Below are 14,301 nucleotides of genomic sequence, written 5' to 3'. Positions count from 1 at the left end.
TTGTTAGACTTTGCCCTACAAACGAAGTTCAAAAATTTGTTTATCTGGGTTTACTTTAAAGCCTGCCATTTCTAACAAATTATGCTGTTGACTACGCTGTTCTACAATAAGTCGAGTGGCTTGCGTATAACGAACAAACTCCGTTGCTTTCGCAATAAGTGCGGTATAAATTTTTGATGAATTTGCGTGTTGCTGCACAAAAATATCGGTAAGTTGCCAATAACGTTGAAGTTGTAACGAAGAAAGACGCGGATAAAGTTGAATAAAACCCAGTGCTTGATTTTGTTCATCGACAGCAAGGAAAAAAATACTTTCACTGAAGCGAATTCGATTGGTTAGAAAAATTAAGGTTCGTTCTGGGTTTTCCACCATACCTTGTGAAAGACGATATTGCTCAAAAAGGGGGAGCAATAGCTCTAGATTCCATTGTTCAGCTTTAAATATTTTCATATTGATGATTTTTTGTGAAATTTATACAGTGAATTGTATCTTTTTAACACAAAATAATCATCTTTTCGGAAAAATTTTTTTCAAATTTGCCTAAAATCAACGGTAGAACATAAAAAATTTGATATAGTAATGCGGTTATTTTTTATTAATTACTATGGAGAAAAATTATGGCACGTCGTCCTTTAGTTATGGGTAACTGGAAATTAAATGGTAGTAAAGCGTTTACCAAAGAATTAATTGAAGGTTTAAAAGCGGAACTTGCCGGTGTGAATGACTGTGATGTGGCAATTGCGCCACCTGTGATGTATTTAGCGGAAGCGGAATCGGCATTGGCGGGTAGCCAAATTGCGTTAGGCGCACAAAACGTTGATGTGAACGTGCAAGGTGCATTTACAGGCGATATTTCAACCGCAATGTTAAAAGATTTTGGTGCGAAGTACATTATTATCGGACATTCTGAGCGCCGTACTTATCACAAAGAAAGCGATGAATTTATTGCGAAAAAATTTGCGGCATTAAAAGAAGCTGGTTTAGTCCCTGTGTTATGTATTGGGGAATCAGAAGCTGAAAACGAAGCAGGCAAAACAGAAGAAGTATGCGCTCGCCAAATTGATGCTGTGATTAATGCGCTAGGCGTAGAAGCCTTTAATGGTGCGGTGATTGCCTATGAACCAATTTGGGCGATTGGTACAGGGAAATCAGCAACGCCTGCACAAGCACAAGCGGTTCACGCCTTTATTCGTGGGCATATTGCTGCCAAGTCACAAGCTGTTGCCGATCAAGTAATTATTCAATATGGTGGATCAGTAAATGATGCCAATGCGGCGGAATTATTTACTCAGCCAGATATTGATGGCGCATTAGTCGGCGGTGCGTCACTAAAAGCCCCTGCTTTTGCGGTGATTGTAAAAGCAGCTGCGGTGGCAAAAAACTAATTCCATTTTCCTTTTCATCAAATCTGCTCATCTTGGGCAGATTTTTTTATCTCCTAATTTTACCTCCACATATCAGTGAGTAAGCCTAGCCTTTAAGCATTTAAAACAAATTCCGCACACCAGTTTGCAAAATTGTGATCCCTATCACTGCATAACTATGATATTTATCATAGTCTGCTTTGGGTAAATTAGTTATGTTGAAATTTAGGTTTATAAAATAAATGGAGTTGATAATGAAATATTACGCAGGTGTGGACATTGGCGGTACAAACACAAAAATTGGTATTTTAGATAGCCATTTTAATATTCTCGCAGAACAAAGCATTGCAACACTATCTCAGCAAGGTGCAAGAACCACTTTTTCTCGCATTTGGCAGACTATTTTGGCTTTGCTTGCACAAAACCAGCTTTCAGAAACCCAATTAGAAGGGATTGGTTTGGGCATTCCCGGCCCCGTAGTGAATCAATCGGTAGTCAAAATTGCGGCTAACTTTTCTTGGGGAAATGATTTTAATGCCAAACAATTAATGGAAGACATCTCTCATAAAAAGGTGGTGGTGGAAAACGATGTACGCGCTATTACCTTAGGAGAACATTTATTTGGTGCGGGAAAAGGAATTGCGAATCTTATCGTTGTCCCCATTGGTACTGGCATTGCTTCAGGTATTTTGTTAAATGGCAAGGTATTGTCTGGTTCTGGCGGCTGCGCAGGCGAATTTGGGCATATAATGGTGAACGAACAAGGAATGAAATGTGGGTGCGGATTAACAGGTTGCTTAGAAACCTATACCTCTGCACCGGGGTTAGTTAGAGAGGCAAAAAAATTATTACTTGAAACGAAGTGCGGTGAGTTTTTTCAGCGTTTTTCCACTGATTTAGATGCCCTTCAAGCACATCATATTTTTGAATACGCCAAAAAAGGAGATGAACTAGCCCTACAAGTGGTGGATAATTTTGCAAAATATTTAGCTTACGGTTTAGGCGTGCTGATCAATATTTTTAACCCTGAACTTATTGTCCTCGCTGGTGGGGTCGCAAAATCCGCCGAGTTCATCATTGAAAAAGTACAAAAATTTCTACCGCACTATGCCCTAGGCGTTTCCTTACAAAACTTACAAATCAAACCAAGCCAATTACTTGATTCCGCAGGCGTAAAAGGGGCAGCAGCATTGGTGATTAAATCATAGTTAGAATTATCACTGTTTAAGTTTGGAATAAGGCAAAGCACCCGACACGACGGCATTTTAAAATCAAGCAGCGATAATAATTTTCAATCATCCTTGAGATGTAAAGAATAATACAAATGAATACTTAAGTATATGGCGATGCGAAAACATCGCCATATTAGAAAGTGCGGTCTATTTTTGGCTTAAATTTATTTTATAGACTGCAAAACCAAGTTCATCTTGACCGATATAATCCATAGGGTATTGGGCTTTTTCTTTGATAAACGTATTGGCTTTCTCACTTGGTGACGTTTCCACTTGGATATTGAGTGGTACCTTTGTTGCAATAGGGGCTAATCGCCAGTTATTGTCTGCTGAAGGTACAACCTCGCCTTTTTCTTTTGTGGTTTGGCTGATATAGTTCGCTAAAATTTGGCGATTTTCATCTGGTGCGGCAAAGACAATATGTGCATCCCCCGTTCCCGGGAATTTGCCAGAATATGCACGATAATTATTCGTTGCGATTAAAAACTGATCGCTCTCTTGCACGGGCTTACCTTGGTAAGTCAGGTTGATAATGCGCGAGGCGGTAGGATTGATGAGTTTGCATTCTCCATCATAACGTGCGGGTTGGCTCACATCAATTTGATAATTAACCCCATCAATTACGTCAAAATTATAGGTGCGGAAGCCATTCCAGTTTAATAAAGGTTGTGCTTTATCACTGTGTGGATCAATCTGATTAAACATTCCCGCACTGCATTCAAGCCATTGTTTCAATTCTGCCCCACTCACTTTTACAATCACTAAGGTGTTGGGATAAAGGTAGAGATCGGCAGCGTTGCGGAAGGTTAAATTCCCTTTATCTACCTCAACATAGGCGGTTGGATCGTTTTTACGTCCGCCAACTTTAAAAGGGGCAGCCGCACTTAACACGGGAATTCCTGCCAGCTCTGGTAGGTTTTTAACGACATTTTCAGCATAGGCTTTCTGTGCTTGATTCACAATTTGTACCGTTGGATCATCTTGGAATAGCGCGAGGAAACTATACATATTGTCTGATGCTTTACCAATCGGTTGTGCAACAAATTCACGCGTTGCTTGATGAATAGGTGCAAGTAATGCCGCAATTTCAGGATGGTTGCCTATGAGGGCTTTCTTTTTATCCGCATCATAAATTGGGCGCAATGCCGCTTTACCGTCAGTTACAAACCATTTGCCATTATGCTGGTTTAAGGTTAAATCAACCACACTGATATTATTTGCCCAGTAACCCGCCATACTTTCAGGTACGCCGTTCATTGTGCCTTTTTCAATATCTGCGCCTTTACTGTGGGCAAATTCTTTATTCGGGAATAAACGGTGTGAATGCCCAAAGATAATCGCATCAATTCCTTTTACATCAGCTAAATGGAATGCGGCATTTTCTTCCCCTTCTTTATAAGGTTCATCGGAAGGCCCTGTATGCGCCAACGCCACAATAATATCTGCCCCTTTTGCTTTTACAATAGGGACATAGTGTTCTGCGGTTTTCTTAATATCATAGGCTTTGACTTTACCTTCTAAATTTGCTTTATCCCACACCATAACCTGTGGTGGAACGAAACCAATATAACCAATCTTAATCTGATGCGATTTTCCGGCATTATCGGTTACGGTTTTTTCTTGAATAAAATAAGGTTGGAAATACGGCTTTTCATCGTTGGCATTGACGACATTTGCATTAATAATTGGAAAATCAGCTTGCTTAATGGCGCGATCTAAATAGGCTAAACCATAATTAAATTCGTGATTACCAATTGTTCCCACATCATAATGCATCGCATTTAAGGCTAAAATAGCGGGGTTGGGTTTCCCCTCTTTATCACCTTTTGCGGCTTGATAATCTGCGATCGGGTTGCCTTGAATTAAATCGCCATTATCGACTAACACGGAATTTTTCACTTCTTGCCGCGCTGCTGCGATTAAACTGGCAGCACGTGTAAAACCAAATTTATCGGTTGGTGCATCTTTATAATAATCAAAATCGGTTAAAAAACCGTGAATATCTGTCGTCGCAATAATGCGCAAAGACAACGCATTATTTTGTTCAGCTGCACTTAATTTTAAACTATTTACCGCAAATAAACTTAATGCCCCTACGCGTAAGAAATGTCGTCTATCCATTTTTTTCTCCTTTTGATGTTCACTAAAAGCGTGATGATTGTACGTTGTTTCTTTCCTCGCTTCTAGTGACGTTTTGTGATTAAAATCAAGTGCGGTGGTTTTTTGAGAGATTTTTTTACATTTTAGGCGATTGCTTAGCAAGGCTGTTTTCTGTTCCTGATGTATTAGCGGTACCTTTTAAATCGTACAGGTTTCTCAGCTTTTTTGGGGGAATGGTAATAAATCAAATTTCATTGTTCATTTTATAAGATCACCAGCCTCTGGTTGATGTAACTTAGCCCCACGATTTTTTGTTATTTGATATAACCCAATAAGGCTTGCTGTTATGGTGAAAAATAGCAAAGCAAGCCTGTTCCGTATGATTTAAGATCACTGCGTGATATTTATTAGCCACGCTGCCAAATCATCGATTTCCATCTGGCTGATTTCATGACCGATCGGATAGCTGTGGAAGCTGAAGTTTTGCCGTTTGGCAAGGGCATTCACAGCAGGCTGTATCTGCGTTTCGGTGATGAGCTGGTCGTATTGCCCCTGTGCCATAAAAATCGGCGTGTGCAGATTGGCGGCCGTTTCATAATCTTTGCGGGATTCTGCAAGCGGCAGGTAGCCCGATAGGCTAAACAGTCCGCCAAGCGGCTGTGCGGCAGTCAGTCCTGCCAGTAAGGAAATCGCACCGCCTTGCGAGAAACCGCCCAGCACGATGTTTTGACTGGCAATGCCTTGCCGCTGTACTTCTGCAATCAGGCGATGCACGTAGGTGGCTGCCTCTTGCAATCCGTCTTTATCCTCATTGTGCAAAAAATTATCACCGCGTAAGTCGTACCAACCTGAAGTGTTGCCGCCAGCCCAAGTAACTGGGCGAATCGGGGCGTGCGGCAGGATAAAGGCGGTATGCGGCAGTTTTTGCTGCAAATATTCAGCCAGCGAACGGAAATGTTGTCCGCTTGTGGTCAATCCATGCAGAAAAATGATGCAGGATTGGGCGGCATTGGGGGCAATGACGAGCGGTTCGGCACGTGGAATTAGTGGCATCCGTCTACTCCGCATGAAGCCCCTTCAATAGCTTGCTGATTTTGCTGCTGCCAAGCGTCTTGCAGTACCGCCAAGAAATGTGATGCTGGCAAAGCACCGTTGATGGGTATGCCGTCCACTTCAAAATACGGCACTGCGTGTACGCCTTTTTGCTGGGCGGCGGTTTCATCGGCACGCACTGCTTCGGCAAATTCATCAGAGGCAAGCATCTGCTCCACGCGGCTGCGTTCAATGCCCACTTCTTCGGCAAGGCGGCAGAGCGTTTCGTGGTCGGCAAGAATCAGGCTGTCGGTGAAATAGGCGGCAAACAGGCGTTCGGCCATTTGTTCTTCTTTGCCCAGCGTGGTGGCCAGTTTGGTTAAGCGGTGTGCATCAAACATATTGGTGTTTTGGGCTTCGGCGTAACGCATATTGATGCCTGCAAGGTTGGCTTTTTGTTCAATGCCGCGGATCATCGCGAGAGCATCGCTTGGGCTTTTTTGGTATTTCCATTCAATCCGTCCTTGCGTGGTGTTGGTAACGGTTTTGCCTGCCTGCGGATAGAGTTCAAAGGCTTTGTGATGAATTTGCACTTGGTCGGCATGCTCAAATTGGGCAAGTGCCTGTTCAAGATAGCGTTTGCCGATGTAGCAGAAAGGGCAAGCATAGTCGGAAAAGAGGGTGATTTGCATGGGTTGCTCCTATATTTTTTTAATTCGTTAAATCTAGAAATTTAGATATATTCTGCCAAATTTAAAGTAATACGGTGTCAAACTCGCTTGCAGTATTAAGGTATACAGCTTCGCTCGTTTTCCTTGTCTTACTTTAAATTTGTTTGAATATTAGGTTGTAAAAACGCCCCGTAAAGGGCGGTTAAATGCTTACAAAACTTGCTGTAACTGATTTAAAAACTGTGCGGCGGCGTTAGCATCATAGCGGTAATACGTCCATTTGCCTTCACGTTTCATGGTCAGCAATCCTGCTTGTTTTAAGCTGTTTAAATAAGCAGAAACCACTGATTGTGCCAAACCGCTTTTGATGACCACCGCCTGCACGCAGACACCGCCTTCGGCATTGATGGCTTCAGCGGAAAATTCGGCAGAGGTGAAATGTGCGTGCGGTGATTTGAGCCATTGCAGCATTTGCAGGCGGCCTTCGTTGGCAAGCACTTTAAGGGTATCGGTAATCGGCATAGTGTTGTCTGATTAGTTAGTTGATGGGGAATATTATATCTATAAAAATAGATTTGTAAATATGTTTTTGGAGGATCGTTTTGTTTGATAATTAGCCTTTATATTCCTATGCAACATCATTAGCGACATAACCCCAAAGTCTATCTACCACCCGCAAATCAGCCAACAAATCAAAGCTGTGCAGGCAGTGATTGATTTTTTGATGAGAAAGTTTATTGATAAGATGCGTACGATATAGAAATGCTTTACTGAAAGTTTAGGATATTCAAGTAGACTTTTATTCAATCAAAACACAAGATTTCCACCCAAGCCAGTAGAAAAATCATTCAAAAATCAAAACAAAAACCCATCAAATCAGGCTAAAAACCTTAAAGATTTTTGACCGCACTTTTAATCCCTTTTTCCAATAAAAACGCTGCCTGAAAATCCTAAAACATTCAGGCAGCGTTTTACTGCAAAGGGCGGTTTGTGGGGCTTGCTATACGTCATCGCGGCGTGTCATGGCACCGCCGTCCACATGCCAAATGCTGCCTGTAACCCAGCCTGCTTGGTCGGAGAGCAGGAAAGCAGCTGTGGCCGCAACATCTTCTACCGTGCCGTTGCGTCCTAAGGCGTGGTATTTTTTGAAGTTTTCTAGGGTATCTTTTACCTGTTCGCCGCTTGCAAAGCGTTCAAAAATGCGGGTTTCAATGATGCCAATCGGCAGGGCATTGACGCGGATACCGTATTCGGCAAGTTCGGCGGCGGCGTTTTTGGTGAGTGCCTCAAGCCCCCATTTTGCCATGGAGTAGGCCGCCATCGGTGTGGATTTGATGGGCAAGTGCGATAAGGCGGCGGTGATGTTGACGATTGAGCCTGCTTTTTTGTTGTCAATCATCAGTTTGGCAACCGCTTGGGTGATGAAAAAGATGGCTTTGTTGATGCCTAGATAGCCGTCATACTGGGCTTCATCGGTTTCCAAGAAGCGGTTGGGGAAGTACACGCCTGCACTATTGACCAATAAATCTATGTCGCTGTGTTCGGCGTTGAGCTTGGCTATCAATGCTTGCACGCTTGTCATTGAGAGCAGGTTGGCGGTTAAGGCACTGACGTTTTCTTGTCCGTAGCGTTCGGCTAGGGTTTGGCGGGCGGTTTCGGCTTTGTCGGGATTATTGCCTAAAATAACGGCTTTGCCGCCCTGTGCCAAAATGGCTTCAGCAATGGCAAGTCCTACGCCGCTTGTGCCGCCAACGACCAATAATTTGCGGTTTTCAAAGTTTTTCATGGGTTTTTCCTCTTAAGATAAGTGATGTTTGGTAGATGCGTTATCTGCGTTAGGGTCAAATCTCGTCATTTAACTTCAAACGAATACAGCGTTGAAGGCTCCCTCATGTACTGCCTGTACACTTTAAGTCGCCTTCGCCTTGTCTTCGTGTGAATTTAAGCGACTATAATAGCGTTTTTCTGGTATCTTGATTTGCCCAAAAGAAGCTTTTTTTTGCCTAATATGATAAATCTTGGTAGCTGCTAAGTTTTGCTCCAAAGTCGTTTAGGCGGATAAAATGTGCCTGCCGTAAGATTTCTTGTTGCTTCCAAAAAAGCAGCAGCGTGGGGGCGGTAAAGACCAAAAACCGCCCTGCAAGGCTTGGTAGCTGTGCGATGTCTGCTTCTATGACGGCAAGCTTCCCACGTTCGGCAAAGTTTTTGAGCTTGTGATGCAAGACGCTGCACACGCCGCATTTTGGGGCAGTGATATAAACAAGACTTAAATCATGCTCCGTGATATGACGCTCAACCTCGGCAAGGCTTGTGGCTTTTTTCATGTATTCTGCCATGAGAGCATATCGGCCATCGCCTCTGCCACGCTTTTAATGCGGTGGATATGGCCAACGCCTAAGCCAAAGCTGCCCCAACCGCTGTCAAGGTCGCCTTGCATCATGCCTGTGCCAAATCCTGATAAACCTGCCAGATGCTGGCTGATTTCGGCATCATCTGCACCGTTTAGGGATTTTTCGGCAAGTTCTTTGGCCAGTTTGCCAGCGGTTGAGCGGACAAAGCTTGGCGGTGCCCGAAAGAGCAAGAGATCGGTCGGCTGGCTGTCTATGAGTGCTTGTTTGACCTTGGGGTGGGCTGGGTTTTCGTGGGTTGCCAGCAGGGCAGTGCCAACAAAGATGCCTTCTGCACCCAAGGCAAAGGCGGCTTTGGCGGTTCGTGCATCGGCGATACCGCCTGCTGCCAGCACGGGGGCTTGACGCACGGCATCGGCAATCATGGGCACAATGGCAAAGGTGCCAATGGCACGTTCTGGCATCAATCCGCCTTCATCAAAGCCTGTGGCAACGATGATGTCGGCACCTGCCTCTTCTGCCTGACGGGTGTTTTGGACGGTTGGGGTGATGGCCCGATAGAGGATTTTGATGCCTGCCTGTTTGAGTTCGGCAAAGATTTCAGGCAGCACCGTGCCTTCGCCCATACCCATCCACACCACGGCATGAACGCCTTCTTCTTTGATGACGTTGAGAATGGGGCGTGTCCATGGGTCTTTGGCTTGGTCGGCATTGGGGGCAAGGTTGACGCCAAAGGGCTTGTCGGTCAAGGCTTTGGTTTTGCGGATTTCTTGACGCATACGTTCTGCCGTCTCTTCGGGGCTTGTGGTCAAGGTGGTTTGTCCTGCGTTGGGCCCAAGCACGCCCAGTCCGCCTGCGTTGCTGACGGCGGCGACAAATTCGGCATTGGTTACCCAAGACATCGGGGCTTGGATAAAGGGTTTTTCAATATTAAGCAACGATACAATACGGTTTGACATGATTTTCCTTAAAAAATATGAGGCTCATGCAATAAAGGCTCACACAATAAAAGTTAAAAAGCCATCGGCAAAGAAAGCCAAAGCCAAGCTCAGGCTTTCTTTATTGTCCTTACACCGAGCGGTTAATCACGTTAACGGGATTGACCAGCGTGTCATACACGGGCGAATGATTGGCGATTTCATCAACCAAGGCATCAAGCTTTTCTTTATCGGTATTTGGACTTTCTAGGTGAATATCCACACGGATTTGGCTTGCACCGCTGCGAACGTCTTTAAACTTCAAAAAGCCATTTAAATCAAAATCCACGCTAAGCTTTAAATCAATACGGCTTAATTCAATGCCCTTGCCAGCGGCAAGCAGCGTGAGGGTTGCGGTGTAACAGCCTGCCAACGCCTGCAAAACATACTCCATCGGGCTTAAGGCACGGTCTTCGCCCAGCACCGCCTGCGGTTCATCGCCAAGCGTGATGAATTTATTCACACGGCTGTTATCGGCAACACCGCCTTGCACCGTGATGCCTGTTGCGGTTTTTACGCCAACACCGCCGTTTGATTCACTGCTCATATGCAGAGTAAATTCGCCAAGTTTGGCATCGTTTTGAATACGGGCGGCAAGCTCGCTAATTTTTGTAACATCAGCAAAAGGGGTCATTCTGTTCTCCTTAAAGTTCTTTATCAATCAATTGGGCAAGGGCAGATTTGGGCATCGCACCTGCGTGGCGTGCCGTCATTTGCCCTGCTTTAAAAGTCATCAGCGTTGGGATATTGCGAATGCCATATTGGGCAGAAAGCTTAGGATTGTCATCAACATTGACTTTCACCACCTTGGCCTTGCCTGCGTAATCCTCTGCCAATTCATCAAGCAAAGGGGCAATCATTTGGCAAGGCGGACACCAATCGGCATAAAAATCAACCAGCACGGGCGTGTTTGCATTTAACACTTCATCAGAAAAGGTCTTGTCTGTGGCATAAATCATAAAAAATACTCCATTGAAAAAGTTTTGATGTTGAAAAGCTTTCATGTTGAAAAGCTTTGATGGCGTTATTATCGGCTAAACCCTGCCGCCATATTTGCCAAAACGAAGTCAATTCTTGCCTAATTTGACAAATTCCCTTAAAATCGCCATAAAAACATTTAGTGAGCCGCATCATGTATCAAGACCCATGGGAAAAACTTGCCAGCCTCATCAAACGCTTCACCCAACAAGAAGGCAGCTTTTCTGACACCGCCCTGCCCGCCTTAAACCTCTGCCGCCGCAACCACCGCACCCACCCCGTGCCTTGCATCTATCCGCTTAGCCTGTTTGTGGTCGTGCAAGGCGTGCAACACGTCAATTTTGGCAACGAAATCATGCAGCTTGCCCAAGGCGATGCCGCATTGACCACCCTTGATTTGCCTGTGGTATCGCACGTTTTGCAGGCAAGCCAAAACACGCCCTACCTCAGCTTAAGAATTGAACTTGATGTGATGCTCTTGCGTGAACTTGCCGAACAGACCGACTGGCAGACCAAGCAATCAAGCCTTTCGGACAGCCTGTCGGTCGCCCCGATTGATGAGGGATTGCTTGATGCGGTGGTGCGTTACACCGCCCTGCTTGACGAACCCCAATGGCAGCCATACCTTGCCCCCTTGATTGAACGTGAAATCGCCTTACGCCTCTTAAACGGCGTGCATCAGCCCATGCTCAAAAGGCTCTTGATGCAAGGCAGTGCCGAACGCAACATTGCCAAAATTATTGCCTATTTTAACGAGCATTACGCCCAAAAGACCGACATCAACCAACTGGCAGAACAGGCACACATGAGTCCATCGTCCTTTCGCCAGCACTTTAGAAAACTGACAGGCGTAAGCCCCCTGCAATACCAAAAGCAGCTTCGCCTCCAGCACGCCAGACGGCTGATGTTTAAAGAAAATCAAGATGCCACCACCGCCGCCTTTGCCGTGGGCTATGAAAGCCCAACCCAATTTAACCGTGAATACGCCCGACTGTTTGGCGAACCGCCCCACCGTGATATACAGCGGCTCAAAGACAATGAAATGCAGTTTGGCAGGATTGTTTAGGATTTTAGGCTGCCTGAAAATGTAAAACGTTTAGGCAGTCTAATTAAAAAAATACTTTTAAATGGGAATTTTGTTTAATAGGAATTTTCACCCGAGTTATTAGAAAAAGGGGTTAAAGATAAAAGCCAACAATCCATCAAATCAGGATAAAAACTTAAAGATTTTTGACCGATTTTTTATCCTTTGACAATAAAAAAGGCTACCTGAAAACTTAAAATAAAAACTTTCAGGTAGCCTAATTAAAAAAATACGCCTTTAAATAGCGGTTTTATTCAATAGGAATTTTCACCCGAGTTATGAGAAAAAGGGGTTAAAGATTAAAGCGAAAAATACCCGTTTTTTCACTGATTTTTTTATTTCATTTCATAAAAAAACCGCCTGAAAATATCAAACTTTCAGGCAGCCTAATTAAAAAAATACGCCTTTAAATAGCGGTTTTATTCAGTAGGAATTTTCACCCAAGTTATTAAAAAAATCATCAAAACAGCGATAAAAACTTAAAAATTTTTGACCGCTCTTTAATCCAAACACTTACCCAAGCCAATCCCCGCCTAAGTAAGCAGTCTTTTGCTTATAGAGCGGGCTTTTTTGTTTGACAAAATCAATAAAGGTCTTAATCGTTCTTGATGGGTAGCGGTGGGCGGCATAAAGCATATACAGCTCATGGGCAGGCTGCGGATAATCCGCCAACACCTCGACCAACCCCTCTTTTTGTATCAAATCATCAGCAAGAAAGTCAGGCAGCTGACAAATCGCCATGCCTGCTTTGGCCGCAAAAACCAAAGCGTAAGAATCATTGCTTGCAAAGCGATAGTTAAGGTTTAACCGCTCATCGCCCAGCTGCCAAGTCATCATAGCATCGCCCCTGCCCCAGCCTGCACAAGGCAAGCGGCTCAAGGCCTGCGGGTCTTGAGGCACACCCCATTTTGCCAAAAGACTTGGGTGGGCAACCAGCTTGGCACGGCTTTGCAAAATGGGCTTGGCAATCAGATGATCGGCCTGCAAATTGCCCACGCGAAAGGCAATGTCAATGCCATCGGCCGCCAAATCCAAAACCCTCTCGGTCAATTGGCAATGCACCTGCACCTTGGGATAACGCTGACAAAATTCATCAACCCACGCAAGCAAAGGAGTGCAGGTCGGTATCGCCGAAAGCCGCAGCCTGCCTGCCAGCTCGTTTTGTTCGTGAAACAAGGCCTCTTGGGCGTTGAGCAGATTATCCATCGGCAAATGCACCTGTTCATAAAGCCTCAAACCCGCTTCAGTCGGCTTAACGCCTGCCTTAAAGCGATTAAATAGCTGCACCTGCAACGCAGCTTCCAATTTGACAATCTGACGGCTTAAGGTCGCAAGCGGAATATCAAGCTGCTGACTGGCTTTAGAAAGACTGCCGCACTGCACCGCCGCCACAAATAAACGCAGAGCATTTAAATCCATTATCTTTCCATAAATGAAAATTTGGTTCTTATTTTAATGGGTTATCTTTTTAATTTCAAGAATATATAATCTCATCATAATCATCTACATCAACAAGGAGTCTTCCCATGAACCGTATTTGCGACCTTCTGCACATCACCCACCCCATTATCCAAGCCCCCATGTCGTGGCTGACCGATGCCAAGCTGGTTGCCGCCGTCAATGAAGCGGGCGGGCTTGGCTTTTTGGCTCCCCATGCGGGACAAAACAGCAATCCAAGCTCAAACGATGAAGTCTTAAGCCGTATGCGTGCCGAAATTGCCAAGGTTCGGACTTTGACCGACAAGCCCTTTGGCGTGCCTGTGGTGGTTTCTTATGATTTGTCTTTGATGCCACGTATGGCCGATTTGCTGATTGAAGAGCAGGTGCCTGTGGTGCTTGATAATGGTTATTTAGATGAAACACTGTATCGGCGTTTTAAAGATGCTGGCATGACCATCATCTGCCGTCTTGGCAACCCAAACCTTCAAGATGCCCAAAAAGCCGAAGCACTGGGGGCAGATATTTTGGTTGTTACAGGCTTTGATGAAGGCGGTACACTGCCGCAAAAAGAGGTGGGCAGCTTTAGCGTGCTGGCGGATTTTGTCGGCAAAGTCAAATTGCCCTTGATGCTGGCTGGCGGTATTGCCGATGCCGATAGCGTGCGTGCGGCCATGGTTTTGGGTGCAGAGGGTGTTTATGTTGGCACCGCCTTTATTGCCACCCATGAATGCCGTGCCGCCCAAAGTGTCAAAGAATGGCTGACTCAAGCCAGTGCGGACGATTTGCTGCTGTATCGCACAGAGCCTTACTACTATCGCTCACTGCCGACCGCCCTTGGCAAAAGACTGCACGCCATGAGCGAAGAGGGAGCAAGCCGTGCCGAGATTGCCAAGCTGATGAATGGCGGCACAGGTATGCGTCTTGGTATGCTGGAGGGCGATTTTGAACAGGGCTATGTTTCCGTTGGCACAGGTGTGAGCAGAATCAACCGCATTGTATCGGTCAAAGAGCTGATTAACCAGCTGATGGCAGCCGTATAAAATGCCCAAGTTTTGGCCATAAAAAGGCTACCTGA

The 14,301-nt window shown here is 45.1% G+C and carries 15 protein-coding genes; 4 read left to right on the top strand and 11 right to left on the bottom strand.

The annotated features are described in order from the left end of the window. Positions 1-15: 15 nt before the first annotated feature. Positions 16-450, bottom strand: coding sequence for a GNAT family N-acetyltransferase (locus tag L5B90_RS06780; RefSeq protein ID WP_250351303.1), 435 nt, complete (start codon positions 448-450; stop codon positions 16-18). A 167-nt stretch (positions 451-617) separates the two neighbouring features. On the opposite strand from L5B90_RS06780, the gene tpiA reads away from it, so the two are divergent. Continuing rightward, positions 618-1,385 (top strand): triose-phosphate isomerase, encoded by a 768-nt coding sequence (gene tpiA, locus L5B90_RS06775; protein ID WP_250363840.1) that lies wholly within the window; start codon positions 618-620, stop codon positions 1,383-1,385. Between the two features lie 233 nt (positions 1,386-1,618). Next, positions 1,619-2,572 (top strand): ROK family protein, encoded by a 954-nt coding sequence (locus L5B90_RS06770; RefSeq protein ID WP_265762444.1) that lies wholly within the window; start codon positions 1,619-1,621, stop codon positions 2,570-2,572. A 171-nt stretch (positions 2,573-2,743) separates the two neighbouring features. Here the strand turns inward: L5B90_RS06770 and cpdB are convergent, their stop codons facing one another. From cpdB to trxA, 9 genes are all read right to left on the bottom strand, one after another. After that, positions 2,744-4,717, bottom strand: coding sequence for a 2',3'-cyclic-nucleotide 2'-phosphodiesterase (gene cpdB / locus L5B90_RS06765; RefSeq protein ID WP_250363842.1), 1,974 nt, complete (start codon positions 4,715-4,717; stop codon positions 2,744-2,746). Between the two features lie 369 nt (positions 4,718-5,086). Further along, on the bottom strand, positions 5,087-5,749 hold the full coding sequence (locus L5B90_RS06760; protein WP_250363843.1) for an alpha/beta hydrolase: 663 nt from the start codon (positions 5,747-5,749) through the stop codon (positions 5,087-5,089). Continuing rightward, positions 5,740-6,420: a DsbA family oxidoreductase gene (locus L5B90_RS06755; RefSeq protein WP_250363844.1), complete on the bottom strand. Its 681-nt coding sequence runs from the start codon at positions 6,418-6,420 to the stop codon at positions 5,740-5,742. The genes L5B90_RS06760 and L5B90_RS06755 overlap by 10 nt, the downstream gene beginning before the upstream one ends. 189 nt (positions 6,421-6,609) lie before the next feature. Beyond that, positions 6,610-6,921 carry an ArsR/SmtB family transcription factor gene (locus L5B90_RS06750; protein ID WP_250363845.1) on the bottom strand — a complete coding sequence of 104 codons (312 nt, stop codon included), beginning with the start codon at positions 6,919-6,921 and terminating at the stop codon, positions 6,610-6,612. Positions 6,922-7,399: 478 nt separating this feature from the next. After that, on the bottom strand, positions 7,400-8,185 hold the full coding sequence (locus tag L5B90_RS06745) for an SDR family NAD(P)-dependent oxidoreductase (RefSeq protein ID WP_265762443.1): 786 nt from the start codon (positions 8,183-8,185) through the stop codon (positions 7,400-7,402). Between the two features lie 217 nt (positions 8,186-8,402). Next, on the bottom strand, positions 8,403-8,723 hold the full coding sequence (locus tag L5B90_RS06740; protein WP_265762442.1) for a thioredoxin family protein: 321 nt from the start codon (positions 8,721-8,723) through the stop codon (positions 8,403-8,405). After that, complete coding sequence (locus L5B90_RS06735; RefSeq protein WP_265762441.1) at positions 8,720-9,706, bottom strand: NAD(P)H-dependent flavin oxidoreductase; 987 nt, start codon at positions 9,704-9,706, stop codon at positions 8,720-8,722. Before L5B90_RS06735 ends, L5B90_RS06740 begins: the two co-directional genes overlap by 4 nt. Positions 9,707-9,815: 109 nt before the next feature. Next, positions 9,816-10,358, bottom strand: coding sequence for an OsmC family protein (locus L5B90_RS06730; RefSeq protein ID WP_265762440.1), 543 nt, complete (start codon positions 10,356-10,358; stop codon positions 9,816-9,818). 10 nt (positions 10,359-10,368) lie between these two features. Further along, entirely contained in the window at positions 10,369-10,683 is a 315-nt protein-coding gene (trxA, locus tag L5B90_RS06725; RefSeq protein WP_250351316.1) for a thioredoxin, read from the bottom strand. A 161-nt stretch (positions 10,684-10,844) separates the two neighbouring features. On the opposite strand from trxA, the gene L5B90_RS06720 reads away from it, so the two are divergent. Further along, positions 10,845-11,768, top strand: a complete 924-nt coding sequence (locus L5B90_RS06720; RefSeq protein WP_265762439.1) for an AraC family transcriptional regulator — start codon at positions 10,845-10,847, stop codon at positions 11,766-11,768. A 531-nt stretch (positions 11,769-12,299) separates the two neighbouring features. Here the strand turns inward: L5B90_RS06720 and L5B90_RS06715 are convergent. Beyond that, the gene (locus L5B90_RS06715) at positions 12,300-13,205 is read right to left on the bottom strand and encodes a LysR family transcriptional regulator (protein ID WP_265762438.1); all 906 of its coding nucleotides are present in this window, start codon (positions 13,203-13,205) and stop codon (positions 12,300-12,302) included. Between the two features lie 107 nt (positions 13,206-13,312). On the opposite strand from L5B90_RS06715, the gene L5B90_RS06710 reads away from it, so the two are divergent. Continuing rightward, the gene (locus L5B90_RS06710) at positions 13,313-14,266 is read left to right on the top strand and encodes an NAD(P)H-dependent flavin oxidoreductase (protein ID WP_265762437.1); all 954 of its coding nucleotides are present in this window, start codon (positions 13,313-13,315) and stop codon (positions 14,264-14,266) included. Positions 14,267-14,301 lie beyond the last annotated feature (35 nt).

The sequence above is a fragment of the Avibacterium sp. 20-129 genome (assembly GCF_026226845.1).
In the GTDB taxonomy this organism is placed as follows: Bacteria; Pseudomonadota; Gammaproteobacteria; order Enterobacterales; family Pasteurellaceae; genus Avibacterium.
This window is presented reverse-complemented; position numbering and strand designations above follow the sequence as displayed.